Source organism: Desulfobacterium sp. N47 (genome assembly GCF_051233685.1).
GTDB lineage: Bacteria > Desulfobacterota > Desulfobacteria > Desulfobacterales > RPRI01 > RPRI01.
Genome location: NZ_JBAMMY010000174.1, coordinates 1 through 15,737, shown reverse-complemented (window position 1 = coordinate 15,737; position 15,737 = coordinate 1). Strand labels below are relative to the sequence as shown.

Annotated in this window: 13 protein-coding genes; 12 read left to right on the top strand and 1 reads right to left on the bottom strand. The window is 38.8% G+C overall.

Annotated features, from left to right (window positions below; genetic code table 11):
* The first annotated feature begins 246 nt into the window (after positions 1 to 246).
* From VXK47_RS11255 to VXK47_RS11200, 12 genes are all read left to right on the top strand, one after another.
* On the top strand, positions 247 to 699 hold the full coding sequence (locus VXK47_RS11255; protein ID WP_435548880.1) for a universal stress protein: 453 nt from the start codon (positions 247 to 249) through the stop codon (positions 697 to 699).
* Positions 700 to 909: 210 nt separating this feature from the next.
* The gene (locus VXK47_RS11250; RefSeq protein ID WP_435548879.1) at positions 910 to 1,743 is read left to right on the top strand and encodes a substrate-binding domain-containing protein; all 834 of its coding nucleotides are present in this window, start codon (positions 910 to 912) and stop codon (positions 1,741 to 1,743) included.
* A gap of 166 nt (positions 1,744 to 1,909) precedes the next feature.
* Positions 1,910 to 2,596 carry an ABC transporter permease gene (locus VXK47_RS11245; RefSeq protein WP_435548878.1) on the top strand — a complete coding sequence of 229 codons (687 nt, stop codon included), beginning with the start codon at positions 1,910 to 1,912 and terminating at the stop codon, positions 2,594 to 2,596.
* A 5-nt stretch (positions 2,597 to 2,601) separates the two neighbouring features.
* Positions 2,602 to 3,630, top strand: a complete 1,029-nt coding sequence (locus VXK47_RS11240; RefSeq protein WP_435548877.1) for an energy-coupling factor ABC transporter ATP-binding protein — start codon at positions 2,602 to 2,604, stop codon at positions 3,628 to 3,630.
* 199 nt (positions 3,631 to 3,829) lie between these two features.
* Positions 3,830 to 4,831 carry an MBL fold metallo-hydrolase gene (locus VXK47_RS11235; RefSeq protein ID WP_435548876.1) on the top strand — a complete coding sequence of 334 codons (1,002 nt, stop codon included), beginning with the start codon at positions 3,830 to 3,832 and terminating at the stop codon, positions 4,829 to 4,831.
* Positions 4,832 to 4,974: 143 nt separating this feature from the next.
* Entirely contained in the window at positions 4,975 to 6,387 is a 1,413-nt protein-coding gene (locus VXK47_RS11230; protein WP_435548875.1) for an MmgE/PrpD family protein, read from the top strand.
* Positions 6,388 to 6,436: 49 nt separating this feature from the next.
* Positions 6,437 to 6,607 (top strand): hypothetical protein, encoded by a 171-nt coding sequence (locus tag VXK47_RS11225; protein ID WP_435548874.1) that lies wholly within the window; start codon positions 6,437 to 6,439, stop codon positions 6,605 to 6,607.
* A gap of 349 nt (positions 6,608 to 6,956) precedes the next feature.
* On the top strand, positions 6,957 to 7,157 hold the full coding sequence (locus VXK47_RS11220) for a hypothetical protein (RefSeq protein ID WP_435548873.1): 201 nt from the start codon (positions 6,957 to 6,959) through the stop codon (positions 7,155 to 7,157).
* A gap of 29 nt (positions 7,158 to 7,186) precedes the next feature.
* Positions 7,187 to 10,873, top strand: coding sequence for an exodeoxyribonuclease V subunit beta (gene recB, locus VXK47_RS11215; RefSeq protein WP_435548872.1), 3,687 nt, complete (start codon positions 7,187 to 7,189; stop codon positions 10,871 to 10,873).
* Between the two features lie 9 nt (positions 10,874 to 10,882).
* Positions 10,883 to 12,736: an exodeoxyribonuclease V subunit alpha gene (gene recD, locus VXK47_RS11210; protein WP_435548871.1), complete on the top strand. Its 1,854-nt coding sequence runs from the start codon at positions 10,883 to 10,885 to the stop codon at positions 12,734 to 12,736.
* A gap of 27 nt (positions 12,737 to 12,763) precedes the next feature.
* A complete protein-coding gene (locus VXK47_RS11205; protein ID WP_435548870.1) occupies positions 12,764 to 13,744 on the top strand; it encodes a serine/threonine protein kinase in 981 nt (326 codons plus the stop codon).
* Between the two features lie 11 nt (positions 13,745 to 13,755).
* Complete coding sequence (locus VXK47_RS11200) at positions 13,756 to 14,217, top strand: universal stress protein (RefSeq protein ID WP_435548869.1); 462 nt, start codon at positions 13,756 to 13,758, stop codon at positions 14,215 to 14,217.
* A gap of 32 nt (positions 14,218 to 14,249) precedes the next feature.
* Here VXK47_RS11200 and msrA read toward each other — a convergent pair whose 3' ends face one another.
* A complete protein-coding gene (gene msrA, locus VXK47_RS11195; protein WP_435548868.1) occupies positions 14,250 to 15,353 on the bottom strand; it encodes a peptide-methionine (S)-S-oxide reductase MsrA in 1,104 nt (367 codons plus the stop codon).
* Positions 15,354 to 15,737: the final 384 nt, after the last annotated feature.

Genomic DNA, 15,737 nt, shown 5'->3' with positions numbered 1-15,737 from the left:
GTATTGTCAAAAACTCGGCATTTATTGCCTTTTGTGGTTCTCCAATGAAAATCGGAGCCCTTAAGTCCGCTCTATTGCCGGGATTTCAACTGTTGACCTGTTTAACAAGCCGCCTTTAATCGTTTTGAAATTAGCTCATTTATATTAAAATATTTATTTTTAAATAAACAAATTCAATGTACAATTGTTCCCAGAGACTAAAAATAACTATTAACCACATTGCAACTTTTTTAAGGAGAGTTATCTATGAAATTTAATAAAATTTTATTCCCGGTTGATTTTTCAGAAGCATCCCCCAAAATTGTTCCTTACGTAAAGGAAATGGCAAAAAAATTTGATTCGGAAATACATATTTTGTATGTTGCACGTACTTTTCAAAATTTTGTGAGTTCATATGTACCGCATTCTTCAGCTGATCTGTTTGACAATGCGGCTGTTGAAGGAGGCAAAAAAAATATTGAAGAATTTGCAGAACAACATTTCAAAGGCTCTGATAAAATTATAATCAAAGTTGTAAATGGTTATGAAGCCGAAGAAATCATCAATTATATAGAAAAGGAGAAAATTGAATTGCTGATTATGGGTACTCATGGAAGAAAAGGTATTGATAAATTAATCTTCGGATCTGTTGCCGAAAAAGTGACAAAAGCCACACCGATTCCTATTATGCTGATAAATCCATATAAAATAAAAGAATAAGGTATAACTATATTGAGGTAATTGCAAAACTCCAAAGTCTGTCATTCCAGCGACGTGCTTAGTTGTATTTGGGTATGGGTACGTATTCTAACCGCAGAAAATTTGTTAAATGGCTTCGATTGCTTAAAATTTTCGCCAGCCTTGACCTTGATCAAACTGAAACGTTTTGAAAATGGCTTATTTTTAAACAGTTTATTCAGGAGGATTTTAATGAAACGTAATATCGGAATTTCTTTGATTATGATTGTTTCTCTTTTTTCGTTTTTACTTTGCAGCCCTGCTATGGGTGAAGAAGTAAAAACATTACGTATGGCTACCACAACCAGCACCGATAACACTGGTCTGCTGGACTATCTGAAGCCACACTTTGTCAAGGAGACCGGAATTGATATTCAGTGGGTGGCAACAGGAACCGGCAAGGCCCTCAAGCTTGGGGAAAACTGCGATGCGGATGTTCTTCTGGTTCATGCGCCAGATGCGGAAAAAAAATATATAGCCGACGGATTCGGCGTAGATCGCAATGTTGTTATGTATAATGACTTTGTCATTATCGGTCCTGCGTCAGATCCGGCAGGCATCAAGGGTAAAAGTGTTAAGGAAGCATTGAATGCGGTTTTAAACAAAAATGAAAAATTTGTGAGCAGAGGCGATCAATCGGGAACACACAAAGCCGAACAGAAGTTATGGAAGGAAAGCGGACTTTCAGTTCCGGATAAAGAGAGTTGGTACGTGCAATCAGGCCAGGGAATGCTTTCGACCATAAATATGGCTGCGGAAATGAATGGCTATACTCTTACCGACCGCGGAACCTATATAAAATATGAAGACAACATGAAGGGAAATCCGCCACTTAAGATACTTATTGAAGGTGATGAGCTGCTTAAAAATATTTACAGCGTAATTGTAGTAAATCCGGCTAAATGCGATAATGTAAAATCGGATCTGGCTAAAGTATTTTCAGAGTGGATGTCAAAACTGTCTACCCGGAAGCTTATTACTGATTTCAAGCTATCAGGAAAGCAGCTTTTTTTCATTTCCAAATAAGATGATTTCGTAAAAAGTCTGAAAATATCATATTCCGTCATTCCGGTGAAGCCCGAACCCGGCAACATAAACATATTATGGGTCAGGACTTCGCCGGTATGATGCTTTGCGGACTTTTTATACAACCAACAAATTATTTTTTGGACAATTTTCAGATTGAGCAAAAATGAATTTTCTTATTGATGCTTTGTTCCAGTCGGTCCGGTTATTGACCAGCGGAAACCAGGAAACCTATTCTGCTATATTTGCTACACTAAAAGTATCCACATATTGTATGGTAGTCAGTCTGCTTATAGGCATACCTCTTGGTTTTATACTTGGACATCATGATTTTTTATTCAAAAAGCAGATCAGGACTCTTGTTGATACCCTTATGTCATTGCCTACAGTGCTGGTAGGCCTTTTAGTTTATTCGCTTTTAACACACAGGGGTCCGCTTGGACAATATGGGTTACTGTTTACCTTAGAAGGCATTGCCATAGGCCAGGCTATTCTTGCTTTGCCTATCGTCATTGCTCTCACGGCTGCTTCTGTTGAAAGCATTGACGATAAACTCCGGGTGACATTTATATCTCTGGGTGCTAATCCCAGACAGATCCTTCTTTCAACCCTTTGGGAAACGCGTTACAGTATATTATCTGCCTGTATGAATGCCTACGGCAGGGTGCTTACAGAAGTCGGGATCTCAATAATTGTAGGTGGAAATATAAAATGGCATACCCGGACAATCACCACTGCCATTACGCTTGAGACAAACAAGGGCGACTTTGTCATGGGTGTTGCACTGGGACTTGTTCTGTTAACAATAGCAGGTCTTGTCAATTATTCCCTTTCATTTCTCAGAAAGCGTTAATATCCATGCAAACGCCTTTTTATCAGCTATCCGGTATAAAAAAATATTACAACCGTCGTCAGGTCGCCGATATCCAGGAATTAACACTTTCTGCAGGTTCAATAACAGGTTTTGTAGGTCCCAACGGTTGCGGCAAGAGCACCCTTCTTAACATGCTTGCCTTTGTGGATAGTCCATCGGAAGGGACAATATTATATAAAGGACAAAAGGCTCATCCCTTTTCCGAATCAGTCCGTTTCCGTGTGAGCCTGTTGCCCCAGGAGCCCTGTTTGCTTAAACGCTCCGTTTTTGAAAATATTGCATATGGTTTAAAACTGAGGAGAATTGACAAATCGCAGTATTTGAAAAAGGTGGATGATGCTTTGATGCTGGTTGGATTGTCTCCCGACAATTTTTCCAGCCGTCTCTGGTATCAGCTGTCGGGAGGTGAAGTGCACAGAGTTGCGCTTGCAGCCAGGCTTGTATTAAAGCCTGAGGTTCTTATTCTGGATGAGCCTACAGCCGGGGTGGATGTTGTAAGTGCTCAGCAGATTATGGACAGTGCTCTGATGGCCTCAAAGGAATGGGGTACGACTCTTGTTATTGCAGGTCATGACTGGAGATGGCTTCATGAAATTTGTGATAATGTTATTCAGATGTTAAACGGAAAAATCATAGGAAAAGGTCTTGAAAATATACTCTACGGACCATGGAATCAGGTTTCGGCAGGGTTATGGGCAAAGATACTTAATGACGGGCAACGTATACTTGTTAAGGAAGATCCGCCCTTACCATCTTCTGCAGCGATTATTCCGCAGCGTTTTATTAACATAAGCGCTAACCCGCCGGTTCAAAAGCCGGGTGAACATTTGCTTCAAGGAGTGCTCGTTTCGCTGTCACTCGAACCGGCAGCAAATGCAGTTATGGTATCTGTTCGCACAGGCAACCAGAAATTTACCCTTCAGTTACCAACGGAGAAAGCCCAAGAGGATAATTTTTTCCCCGGTCAGAATATTTATATCACTTATCCCATCTCGGCTGTTATCTGGTATTAAAATTCTTTAAGCTGATAAGTATTGGCTTTATAATAACAATATGACAGAAAAACTAAAATAAATCTTTACGTTTAGAATTTACAATGAAATAGTAACATGTTTTTGTATGATATTAAAATTGGAAAAGGAGTGTAACACGGCAGTATCGTAATGCCTTTTTGAGGTAATTACTATAACGCCTGCGCATAATTAAAATTATATGAATAAAATTGATGATATATATGTAGACAGATTGTACCCGTACCTTGCCATGTTCAGAATCCCTTATTTTTCTTCCGGAAATGAAAAGGCGTTTGCCAACGTATTTCTGATTATTGATGAACAATTAATGCTTATCGATGCCGGCCCTTATAGTGAAGATAAAAGCAGCAAACTTACTTATGCCCTCAAACAATCAGGTTTTGATATTAAAGACATATCAAGGATTGTATATACTCATTCGCATACTGATCACATGGGAGGAGGAATCGGGCTCGATGAATATAAGGGAATACGCCATTGCATATACAGGGAAGCAAAAAATAAGGTGGAAAAGTATGGCGAATATGTGAGTTCGGTTAAATTAATTGCAAAAAATATATTTTCAGAGCTGTTGTTTTTATATCCTGAAGCAAAAGACACCTATTTTGATGTAATCGATTATTTCTGGAATCGACCATATGGTGAAATAGGGATAGATGAGCAACTGGATGATGGCGATTTAATCAGTACCGGAAAACTTAAGTTCAAGGTGATTTTTACTCCCGGCCACAGTCCCTGGGATATCAGTTTATGGGAAGAAACAAAATCTTTGCTTTTTTCAGGTGATTTTCTTCTAAGCAAAAGCTCGACTATGACCGGCGGCTTAAACGGATTTGGTTCCGATCTGATATCATATGAATCTTCGTTAAAAAAAATAAGCAAATATCTTAACCGGATAAACTGTATATATCCGGCTCACGGACCATCGATAACTTCCTTTTCAAACCTTACGGATTCTTTACTGGCAATTGTTAAAGGCAGAGAAGACAAGATTTTTAAAGCTATATCTTCAAAAAGTTGCAGCCTTATGGATTTGATGAAAGTTGTTTATCCCTCCATAGACAGCGGAATTGTACTTGCACGATGCCTTGGAATAGTTCTTACTCATCTGGAAAAACTTGAAAACGAATCAAAAATTCATCGCTTTAAGGATGGAGATGAAGTGCGATTTGCTCTATAGACTTTTAAGATATAATTTTGGGCTTCGTTATCAGTCGCCCCCTCGACAACGTACCAACTGTACGTCTTACTCAGGGAGGCTCCTTCTGGCCTTGCCAAAAACATTATCTGAAAGTCTATGACATGATTTTTTAAGGGGAGAATATGAGTGTAACTGAAGAAATTGCCCGTTTTGCGGCAGAAATACAATATGATAACTTACCACCGTTTGTGGTTTCTGAAACCAAGAAACTCCTGCTTGATTCTATCGGTTGCACGATAGGCGGGATAAAAACCCAAAAAGGTGAGATTGCGATAAAGTTGGCGCTTGTGCTCGGTGGACAAGCGGAAAATGGTCTTTGGGGTACAAGCTATAAAGTGGGTGCGGCACAATCGGCTTACGCAATTGGTGAGCTGATGAATGCCCTTGATTATGAATCTTTGCTGTCTCCGCCTGCCCACGCCACGCCCTACGTTCTTGCTGCTCCTTTGGCTATCGCAGAGATGAAAAAAGTATCGGGAAAAGAACTTATTGTTGCTACGGCAATTGCTCATGAACTCGCCACACGGATAGCATCGGCTATGATATTTGGACGAAGATTTTCAGTAGAACTTGCCGAAAGAGGGATTGCGATGTCCTTGCCCACACCCGGATATGGCGTATGCGCTTTTGGCGGAGCTGCTGCCGCAGGCAGACTGTTGGGGCTTGATGCCTTAAGGATAGCTCATGCAATGGGCATAGCCGGTTATAATGCTCCCGTGCCTATGGTTGGCAAATTTGTAACCACGGTTCCCGTTTCGGATGCAAAATATATGTCGTCGGGGTTTTTGTCTTTGGCACAGACAGTTGCTGTGATATCTGCTGATATGGGCTCTACAGGAGATATCGAGGTGTTGGACGGTGATCAAGGTTTCTGGCGGGCTTTTGGTTGTGACAAATGGATGCCCGAATACATAACTTCGGGATTAGGAAATAAATGGGTATTTACCGACAGGCTGTTTTATAAGAGATATCCCTGTTGCGGTGTGATGCAAAACGCCCTTTGCCATCTTGAAGAAATTATTACTACAAATGATATTTTGCCCGATGATATAATGAGAATTACGGTAAAATTAAACAGTCTGGCTGATCTTCCTTTATGGAAAACCAGGGATGTGAAGACGCATATACAAGCCCAATTTTCCGTACCTTTTGTTTTTTCGCTTGCAGCAAACAGGATAGAAACAAGCCCTTTTTGGCAGATAAAAGAAACAATTGAGGATCGGCGTATTCATGAGTTTATGAAAAAAATCAGTCTTATTACCGATCTTGATGATAAGTCCGGTATCAGACCGGAAGTTGAAGTAACAGCGATTAAAGAAGCAAACAAAAAGACTTATTTCAAGTCCGGTATTTCAAAAAAATATGAAATGACTGATGATGATATCACAGATAAGTTTAGAAGAAATACACGTTTGCTTTTGGATGAGAAGCAGGTCGAAAAAGTAATAAAGGATTTTAAAAACCTGGAAGATATAGGTGATGTATCTGACATATTTAAATATTTTACTAAAACAGGTCAGGGGGATAAGCTTTAACTCATCCTTATACAACATCGAGGTTAATAAATAGTGAGGAGCGAAATTTATGAACATCGCATCAATCAATGAATACCTGCAGATTATAACAAGTGTTGTAACTATTTTAGGACTTCCTCTTGCTGTGCTTCTCTTCTACTTGGAGAAGCGAAAGGAGCGACGGGACAGAGAGTATGGCACATACAATGCACTCGATGATAAGTATATTTATTTCCTATAGTTGTGCCTGGATAGGCCTGATGTAGACGTTATGGATCTACCACTTGAGTCAGACTTGGATGATGGAATATCTCGCAAAAATCGACAGGAGCAAGTCCTCTTCTTGATCTTAATTTCCATTCTTGAACGTGCTTATCTGATGTACCATGATCAAAGTACGGATATAAAGAAGCGGCAATGGACTGGATGGGTCGAATACATCAGAGACTATTGCAGGAAGGAAAATTTCAGACGACGGTGGCCTACGCTTGGGCCACAGTTTGACAAGGGTTTCGTCACTTTTATGGAAAAAAATAGTCTGCGAAATTAATACAGAAAAGGCGCAAAGATCGGATAGTTTATGAGAGATTATGTTTCTGACTCATCGATTACACTACCGGTTATGGGACAAACAATTACTTTCCGCTTTCAGACGTATTAAAAAGGTGGATCAGCCATTAATTGATTTGATATCGGCTGATTTATGGAGCACATGCTGTAGTATTGCAAACGGCGAAGAAGAAATGCTTTCTATTTTGAACTGCTATTATGATGAGCTTAAGAAGGAATAAAACAGCAACAGAGTAGGGCTTAAATACTAATGATGAAACAGTTTGATCTGATTAATGCCCCGCTTTACGGAACAAACCTTATTGAGGCAGGGGCCGGAACAGGAAAGACTTATACGATAGAAAGCCTTTTTCTAAGGCTTATTATCGAAAATAAGCTTACAATAGATCAGATACTTGTTGTAACCTTTACAAAAGCTGCTACCGAAAAATTAAAAGAGAGAATCAGGAGCAAGCTTGCAAAGGCAAAAGAGGCTTTTTCCGAGGGCTTAAAAGATAAAAGGCCGGACGACACTTTATCGGAAGATGCATTACCAAAAGATGCTCTGATTGATGCTCTTTGTGAAAAATATGAAAACCACACTCTTGCCTATGATCTGATAAACAACGCACTGATAAATTTCAATGAAGCGGCGATATTTACCATTCATGGTTTTTGCGCAAGAATTCTCTCCGATTATTCTTTTGAAACAGGAAACCTGTTTGATACCGAACTTGTTACCGACCAGACGGATTTGGTTCAGGAAATTGCAGAAGATTTCTGGAGAATAAATTTCTACAGAGCTGAGCCCGAATTTATAAATTACTGCTTAACAAAAATATCAGGGCCGGATTATTTTTCAAGACTTGTTTCAAAACAGGTATCTTCCCGTATAATTATAATTCCGGAAATTGAAAAACCGCAACTTGAAAGTCTTACCGATTACCGCAGCATTATTAACGAGATAAAAAACGAATGGCTTACATCAACAGATGAAATCAGGGCATTGCTTTTAAATCCTGCATTGAAAGGCAATATTTACGGAACAGTTGAGCCTTTAGAAAATGGTATGTCTAAAAGAGAGATTAAAATACATTCCATGTTTTTTGAGATGGACAACTTTTTAGATGACCGACATGCCGGATTTCCCATCTTTGATAAATTTGAAAACTTCTGTTCGGAAAAAATCGGAAAATCCACAAAATCAAAACAGAAAATACCATCTCATAAGTTCTTTAATCTTTGTGATCAACTTTTGGCAAAAAGCATTGAAGTAAAAGCACAGTTTGACAGATATATCATTTATCTCAAAAAAACATTTATAAACTATGCAGATGACAAACTTGTAAAAAGAAAACAAAGCAAGAACATTCAATATTACGATGATCTCTTGACTAAAGTAAAAGATGCTCTTTTAAGCCCTGACGGCAATGATCTTGCCGTTTTGATCCGGCTAAAATATAAGGCTGCACTTATTGATGAGTTCCAGGATACAGATCCTGTGCAGTATGAAATTTTTTCCGGTCTTTTTGATTCAAAAGACAGCGTTCTTTTTATCATCGGAGATCCGAAACAGGCCATTTACAGCTTTCGCGGAGCAGACATATTCTCTTATATTAAAGCCGCCAAAAGTGTGGATAATAAAAATACGCTTATAGAAAACTGGAGATCTTCCCCGGGTTTAATTGACGCAGTAAATGCTATCTTTTCAGGCATAAAATATCCTTTTGTGTTTGAAGAAATCTCCTTTATAAACGGTGTTTCAGGACATAAGGAAAATTACGGCAGAGAAAATGAAACCTCTTTGTCTTGTGCACCTTTAACTTTATGGCATCTGTTTTCGGATGATTTTATAATAAAAAACAAACCGGTTACTAAAAATAATGCCCAGAAAATAATCTGTGAGTCTGTGGCATCCGAGATTTTACGACTGTTGACATCAAGTAAAAATGATGCAGGAAAAAGTATTAAGCAAAGTGATATCGCCATACTTGTCAGAACAAATACACAAGCCAGGATGGTAAAAAAATCACTTTCAAAAAGAAGAATACATTCAGTTATATACAGCATTGATAATGTCTTTTCCTCCGATGAGGCCACAGAGCTTGGCAGAGTTCTTGCTGCTGCTTCCGATCCCTCAAATGAAAGAAAAATTAAAGCTGCTATTGTGACAGACATCTTCGGTGTTTCAGGCGAAGAGATTGATTCATTTAAAAACAACCCCTTGTTGCCGGAGAAATGGCAATCTCTTTTCATTGAATGTCATCGTCTATGGAATAAATACGGTTTTATTGAGATGTTCGGCTATTTTATGAAAAAAGAAAGAGTTAAAGAACGTCTTGCTTTATTTCATGACGGGGAGAGGCGCATCACAAACTTACTGCACCTTTGTGAAATTCTGCATAAGGTATCGATAGAAAAGACTCCTGGCATTAACGGCCTTATAAGATGGTTTGCCGAACAAAGAGATGTTTTGAGGCAAAATGAGGAGGAACATTTACTGCGTCTTGAAACAGATAATGATGCTGTTAAAATAGTTACAATACATAAAAGCAAAGGTCTTGAATTTCGCGTTGTTTTCTGTCCCTTTAACTGGCATGGGTCTGAAATCAGAGATGAGGAAGTACTGTTTCATGATCAAAGCGGGGGCAGAAATCTTATTCTGGATCTTGAGAAAAATGAAAGCAGCAGATCAATTGCCGGAAAAGAACTTCTTTCCGAAAATCTAAGGCTTTTATATGTCGCCTTAACAAGAGCAAAAGAAAAATGCTATCTTGTATGGGGAAGAATAAATACAGCCGAAACTTCACCTATGGCTTATCTTCTTCATTATGCCCGCAATAATGAATATGACGGCGATAAAGATATCATAAATGCTGTAAAAGACTATTTCAAAAGCCAGGATACCGATGTGCTTCTTAATGATCTTGATAAACTTGAAAAAAGAGCAGGCGGAACAATTGATATCTGTGTTATTCCACCTCCCGGCACAGGAATATACTATCCTTTGCAAAAAAGCACTGAGCAATGTTTTGCCAGAAATTTTACCGGAAAAATTGACGACACTTTCAGAATCTCAAGCTATTCATCTCTTGTGGCAAGCAGTTTTGCAGGCCATGACAGCAAAGATGTTGATGCAGGATTAAGAAGCTATCTAACAGATTTTTCACAGGAACAAAGTATTTCAGAACAAACCGGTATCTTTTCATTTCCGAAAGGTGCAAGATCCGGCACTTTTTTTCATGATCTTTTTGAACATATGAGTTTTCTTGATTCGGACTCTGAGACCAGACAAAAGCTTGTTGATGACAAGCTTACAGAATACGGATTCGGCGCAAAATGGAAAGATTCTGTGTGCAGTATGATAAATAAAGTTCTTGAAGCAGGCCTTAATGCTTATACAGGTTCTGCCTCAGAAGAAATGACGATAAAATTGTCGGAAGTAAGCATGAAACAAAGGGTTAATGAAATGGAATTTTATTTCCCCTTGAAAATGATTACACCTCAAACAATTAAAAAAATATTTTATGATTACGGAAATATTAAAATAAATAATGATTATCCTGCCTGGATTGAAAATCTTTCGTTTTCCCCGTCACAGGGTTTTATGAAAGGCTACATAGACATGGTATTTTACGCAAAAAATAAGGTGTTTTTTGTTGACTGGAAATCTAATCATCTTGGAAATAATTATGAAAATTATGAAAAAACCAGTCTTATTGAAGAAATGGACAAGGAATCGTATATACTTCAATATCATTTATATCTGCTTGCCCTCCATCAGTATATGAGACTGAAATATACGGATTACAATTATAATAATTCATTTGGCGGAGTATTTTATATTTTCATACGCGGAGTAGATGATCTTAGCGCCCCGGGTTCGGGCATATATTATGACATGCCGGATATCTCTTTGATTGATGCCCTGGGAAAGGCGATGGTACCTGGTTATTGATTACAACCTATGAATAACTATATAAAATCATTACATGATATAAATATATTTACAAATATCGATTTGCATTTTGCTAAATTTATCTGTGAAACAGCAAATGAAAATGATGCCGGTCTTTTTCTTGCTGCCGCATTCGTCAGCAATGCTGCCGGAAACGGTGATGTATGTCTTGATCTTGAAAAATTTGCGGGAAGAGTAATTCTTGAAGAAACGGAAGACAGAAAATCGCTTGCATGTCCGGCGCTTGATATCTGGATAGAAAAGTTATTCAGAACCAATGTCGTGGGTAAACCAGGCGATTACCGGCCTTTAATACTTGATGATAAGAACAGGCTCTATCTGCATAAATACTGGTATTATGAAAAATCTCTTTCTGATGCAATAAAGAAAAGAGCAGCAGATGACATTACCGGCATTGACGGAAAACATGTAAAAGTTCTTCTTGACAAATATTTTCCTGATAATTGCCAGGTAAATAAAAACCTTCAAAAAATTGCCGCCCTTACTACAGTATTTAAAAGATTCTGTCTTATCTCAGGAGGACCGGGTACAGGCAAAACAACTGCAATGGCAAAAATTCTTGCTCTTTTGACAGAAGTTGAATCCGGCAGGAAACTTAAGATTTATTTATGTGCACCTACAGGTAAAGCCGCCGCAAAGCTTGCCGAATCAATTCGGGATACGAAGAACAATATTGATTGTTCCGATGAGATAAAAAAACTGATACCCGAAGATGCATATACAATTCACAGGCTGTTAAAAACCGTCTCCGGCTCTTCCGGTTTTTATTATAATGCCGAAAACAAGCTATCCGCAGATGTTGTTATTGTCGACGAAGCATCAATGGTTGATCTTGCTCTGTTGTCAAAATTTATGGAAGCCTTGCCGGATAAGGCCAGACTTGTTCTTGCAGGAGATAAAGACCAGCTTGCTTCCGTTGAAGCCGGATCGGTTCTGGGGGATCTGTGCAACAGGGGAAACACAAACGAATATTCCGGTAAATTATATAAAGAAGTATATAAAGAAAAAAAGGAAAGCATTGATATCGCATTAACGGATAAAGAAAGTGCCGCCGGTAAACTTTTATTAAATGACTGTATTGTGGTTTTTAACAAAAATTACCGTTTTTCAGAGAAAAGCAGCATAGGCAGGCTGAGCATGGCCGTTAATAGAGGTGAAGCAGATAGTGCTATCGGTATCTTAAATGAAAAAAACAACGATGGAATTTATTGGGAAGAGATAAAATCTCAGCATCAATTATATCATCTGCTTGAAGAAAAAATACTTGAAGGATATTGCCCATATCTTCAAATTAATGACCCCATATCCGCACTTAATTCTTTTGGACGTTTTAAAATACTATGCGTCCTGAACAAAGGCCCTTTCGGTATTGACAGCATAAACCTTCTTGCAGAATCAGTATTGGCAAATAAAAGACTTATAGATGCATCAAATCAATGGTACAGGGGAAGACCGGTTCTGATAAAGGAAAACAGCTATAGCCATGGACTTTATAATGGTGATGTGGGTTTAATAATGCCTGCACAGGATGAAGATGATAATTTATACGCATATTTTCATGGAAGTCAGGAGCCTGAAAGAAGGTTCAAACCCGGCATTCTTCCAAAACATGAGACAGCTTATGCAATGACCGTTCATAAAAGCCAGGGTTCTGAATTTGAAAACGTTGTATTGATTTTGCCGGAAAAAGATTATCCTGTACTTACAAGAGAATTAATTTATACTGGCATTACAAGAACCACAGGGAAATTGACTATATTGGGAACTGCGGGTATACTTAAAACAGCAATTTCAAGAAAAACGGAAAGGGCATCCGGATTGCAGGATGCTTTGTGGAGTTAATGCCAGCCAGGAGAACAGAGTCCATATATGAGCAAAGATTTTTCTCAGGAATCAATTCATAAACTTACAGATCCATGGTTTACTCCTCCAGGACCAGGATATGTCTTTAATATTTATTCGGATACCAGCGAGTTTTATCGCATAGAATATGGCGATATCGTAATTTTAAATGATGTTCCGTATCTTATCCGCCATAATGCCAAAGAAGGACGATTCGGTCTTGACGATGAAGAAAAGTTCTGGGTCAAGCGCGCCATTGATTTAACTACCGGTAAGACAAAGATAATAAAACTGGTGTTTTTCGAAAAATTCATAGCGCGTGTGGGAGGCATTGATTTTGAATGTTTCAGGAGTCCGCGCAAAGAGGCCCGTATTCTTGATACGGTTAAAGATCATCCCAATTTCATGCACGGTTTTTCGGTTCCCGACGATAAAGGCAATGTGGTCAGGGTTATTGATCTGATTTACGGCAAGACGCTTGCCGATCATATAAGGCTTATATCCAAGGGACTGGAACATGAAACTTATTTCTACAAACATTTTTCTGAAATTCTTGAAAATTTTATCGAATGTGCCCAGGCTATCCGCTTTCTTCATGAAAACAGGGAAAAGCATGGCGATATACGCAGAGATCACATATTGATGGACAGGGAAGCCGGATGTTGGCGCTGGATTGATTTTGACTACAATTTCCGTCACCGGGAAAACATGTTCGGTTACGACCTGTTCGGCCTGGGCAATGTTTTGATGTATCTTGCAGGAATGGGAGATATTCTTATCGCCGACCTTAAAAAGAAAGACTCCTCAGCGCTGTCAAAGCTTTGTGAAGAAGATATGAATATTGTATTTAATAACCGGGTGGCCAATATCAAAAAGATTTATCCTTACATACCGGAAAGCCTTAACCGTGTTCTTATGCATTTTTCAAGAAGCGCCAATGTTTTTTATGATAATACTCATCAGTTTATTGATGATCTGAATGAATTCAGGTCTGGTTTTTTTCACTAAGGAGATAAGATATGAGCCCTGATGTAAACAGAAATATACTGATTGCCGCAGATGAGTCTGAAAATGCTAAACGCGCCGTTTTGTACGTGGCAAAGTTGTTGGGTGGCATAAAAGGCTTTAAAGTAACGGTACTTCACGTTATCCGGGAACCTGAAGAAGATTACTTCCCTGATGATGCACAAAAAGATAAATGGTATCGGGAATACAAGGCAAAGACAGACAAGGTGCTCAATGATTACAGCCGGATGCTTATTGAAGCCGGTTTTGCTCCGGAAGATGTGTCAACCCGCTCCACTTTGCGATATTGCCCTTCAATGGCGGAATGTATACTTTTGGAGCGGGATAAGCTTGAATACGGCACCCTTGTTGTGGGAAGAAAAGGTCTTTCGCGCAAAGAAGAGTTTTTGTTCGGAAGTATCTCAGGCAAAATAGTCAGAACCGCCCGCAACTGTACCGTTTGGGTAGTGGAATAATTTTATTTTTGCACCCGGCTGTCGTAACTATTTTACTTATCAAACAATTTCAAATATTCGCCATAGCCTTCTTTTTCAAGATCTTCTTTTGGAATGAATTTTAAGGCTGCCGAGTTCATGCAATATCTGTTTCCGGTCGGCTTCGGGCCGTCGGGAAATACATGTCCAAGATGTGAATTGCCTTCTTTACTCCTGACTTCGGTGCGCATCGAAAAGAAACTTACATCTTCTTTCTCAATTATGTTTTTAGGCTCAAGCGGCTTTGTAAAGCTTGGCCATCCGGTTCCTGAGTCAAACTTGTCTTTTGAACTGAACAAAGGCTCACCGGATACTATATCAACATATATGCCTTCTTTTTTATTGTCCCAGTATTCATTTCTAAAAGGCGGCTCCGTACCTTCTTCCTGAGTCACCTGATATTGCAAAGGGCTCAGTTTTTTCTTGTTGGCCTCAAGATCAGGCTTAGCTCTTTTCGATGCTGCTAAAGGACAAGCTTTGCCGCTTTCATTTTTTCCCCATACTTCATTTACAAACCAGTCCCTGCCCGAACCTTCCCGGTATGCTTTATAATGAGAGGGGTTTTTCATATAATACTGTTGATGATAATCTTCTGCTTTATAAAACTTTGTAAACGGAATAATTTTTGTAACAAGAGGTTTTGCATACCGTCCGGATTTGTTAAGCTCTTCTTTGGAAACTTCTGCAAGTGTTTTTTGCTTTTCGTTATGATAAAAAACAGCAGACTGATACTGGCTGCCACGGTCTGCAAACTGGCCACCCGGATCGGTTGGGTTTATATGTTTCCAGAAAACCTGTAAAAGATCTTCGTAAGTCACTAATAAGGGATCATATAAAACCTGTACGGCTTCTAAATGTTCTGTTGTCCCGCTGCAGACTTCTTCATAAGTCGGATTTTCCTTTTTACCACCCGTGTAGCCGGATATAACTTTAGTTACACCTTTAACTTTTGCAAAATCCGATTCCGAACACCAGAAACAACCGCCTGCAAAGGTAGCGGTTTCAATGCTTTTATTTTCTTTTATCATATAGTCACCCGCCTTGCTTTTATCGCCGTTAAGAAGAATAATTCCACTGATTATAAAAAATACAGAAAATATTAACCCGGATATTTTCATAGAAAAAATCTCCCTTTTATAGCGTTAATTTCACTTTTTTAATTTTATAGTAAGCATTGATTATCGATAAGGCAACTTCTATAACATTTGTCATAATAATATTCCGTTTGGGTGAGGGTGCGTATATGCACCCTCACCCAATAAATTAGAATAAGCTGTAATCCCCAACGTTATTCTGACAAACGCTATAAATCCATAAAATAACAGTTGATTATTCATGGCAATCAGCGTAGATTATCTTTAAGGCTCCTCGCTAAAAAGTATGGGTAATCCGATTCAAGACATGATAGATATCAGTCATCAAGAGATAGAGGAGGTTGAGACAAATTACTATGAGAGATACGGAACTATTTCAGTTGGCATTGGGTTTGACATCACCATGGC

Bases quoted from the DNA above. Each gene is read 5' to 3' on its own strand.
- VXK47_RS11220 (WP_435548873.1), top strand. From the start codon at position 6,957: ATGTTTCTGACTCATCGATTACACTACCGGTTATGGGACAAACAATTA.
- VXK47_RS11235 (WP_435548876.1), top strand. From the start codon at position 3,830: ATGAATAAAATTGATGATATATATGTAGACAGATTGTACCCGTACCTT.
- VXK47_RS11250 (WP_435548879.1), top strand. From the start codon at position 910: ATGAAACGTAATATCGGAATTTCTTTGATTATGATTGTTTCTCTTTTT.
- VXK47_RS11225 (WP_435548874.1), top strand. From the start codon at position 6,437: ATGAACATCGCATCAATCAATGAATACCTGCAGATTATAACAAGTGTT.
- VXK47_RS11240 (WP_435548877.1), top strand. From the start codon at position 2,602: ATGCAAACGCCTTTTTATCAGCTATCCGGTATAAAAAAATATTACAAC.
- VXK47_RS11245 (WP_435548878.1), top strand. From the start codon at position 1,910: ATGAATTTTCTTATTGATGCTTTGTTCCAGTCGGTCCGGTTATTGACC.
- msrA (WP_435548868.1), bottom strand. From the start codon at position 15,353: ATGAAAATATCCGGGTTAATATTTTCTGTATTTTTTATAATCAGTGGA.
- VXK47_RS11200 (WP_435548869.1), top strand. From the start codon at position 13,756: ATGAGCCCTGATGTAAACAGAAATATACTGATTGCCGCAGATGAGTCT.
- recB (WP_435548872.1), top strand. From the start codon at position 7,187: ATGATGAAACAGTTTGATCTGATTAATGCCCCGCTTTACGGAACAAAC.
- VXK47_RS11205 (WP_435548870.1), top strand. From the start codon at position 12,764: ATGAGCAAAGATTTTTCTCAGGAATCAATTCATAAACTTACAGATCCA.
- VXK47_RS11230 (WP_435548875.1), top strand. From the start codon at position 4,975: ATGAGTGTAACTGAAGAAATTGCCCGTTTTGCGGCAGAAATACAATAT.
- VXK47_RS11255 (WP_435548880.1), top strand. From the start codon at position 247: ATGAAATTTAATAAAATTTTATTCCCGGTTGATTTTTCAGAAGCATCC.
- recD (WP_435548871.1), top strand. From the start codon at position 10,883: ATGAATAACTATATAAAATCATTACATGATATAAATATATTTACAAAT.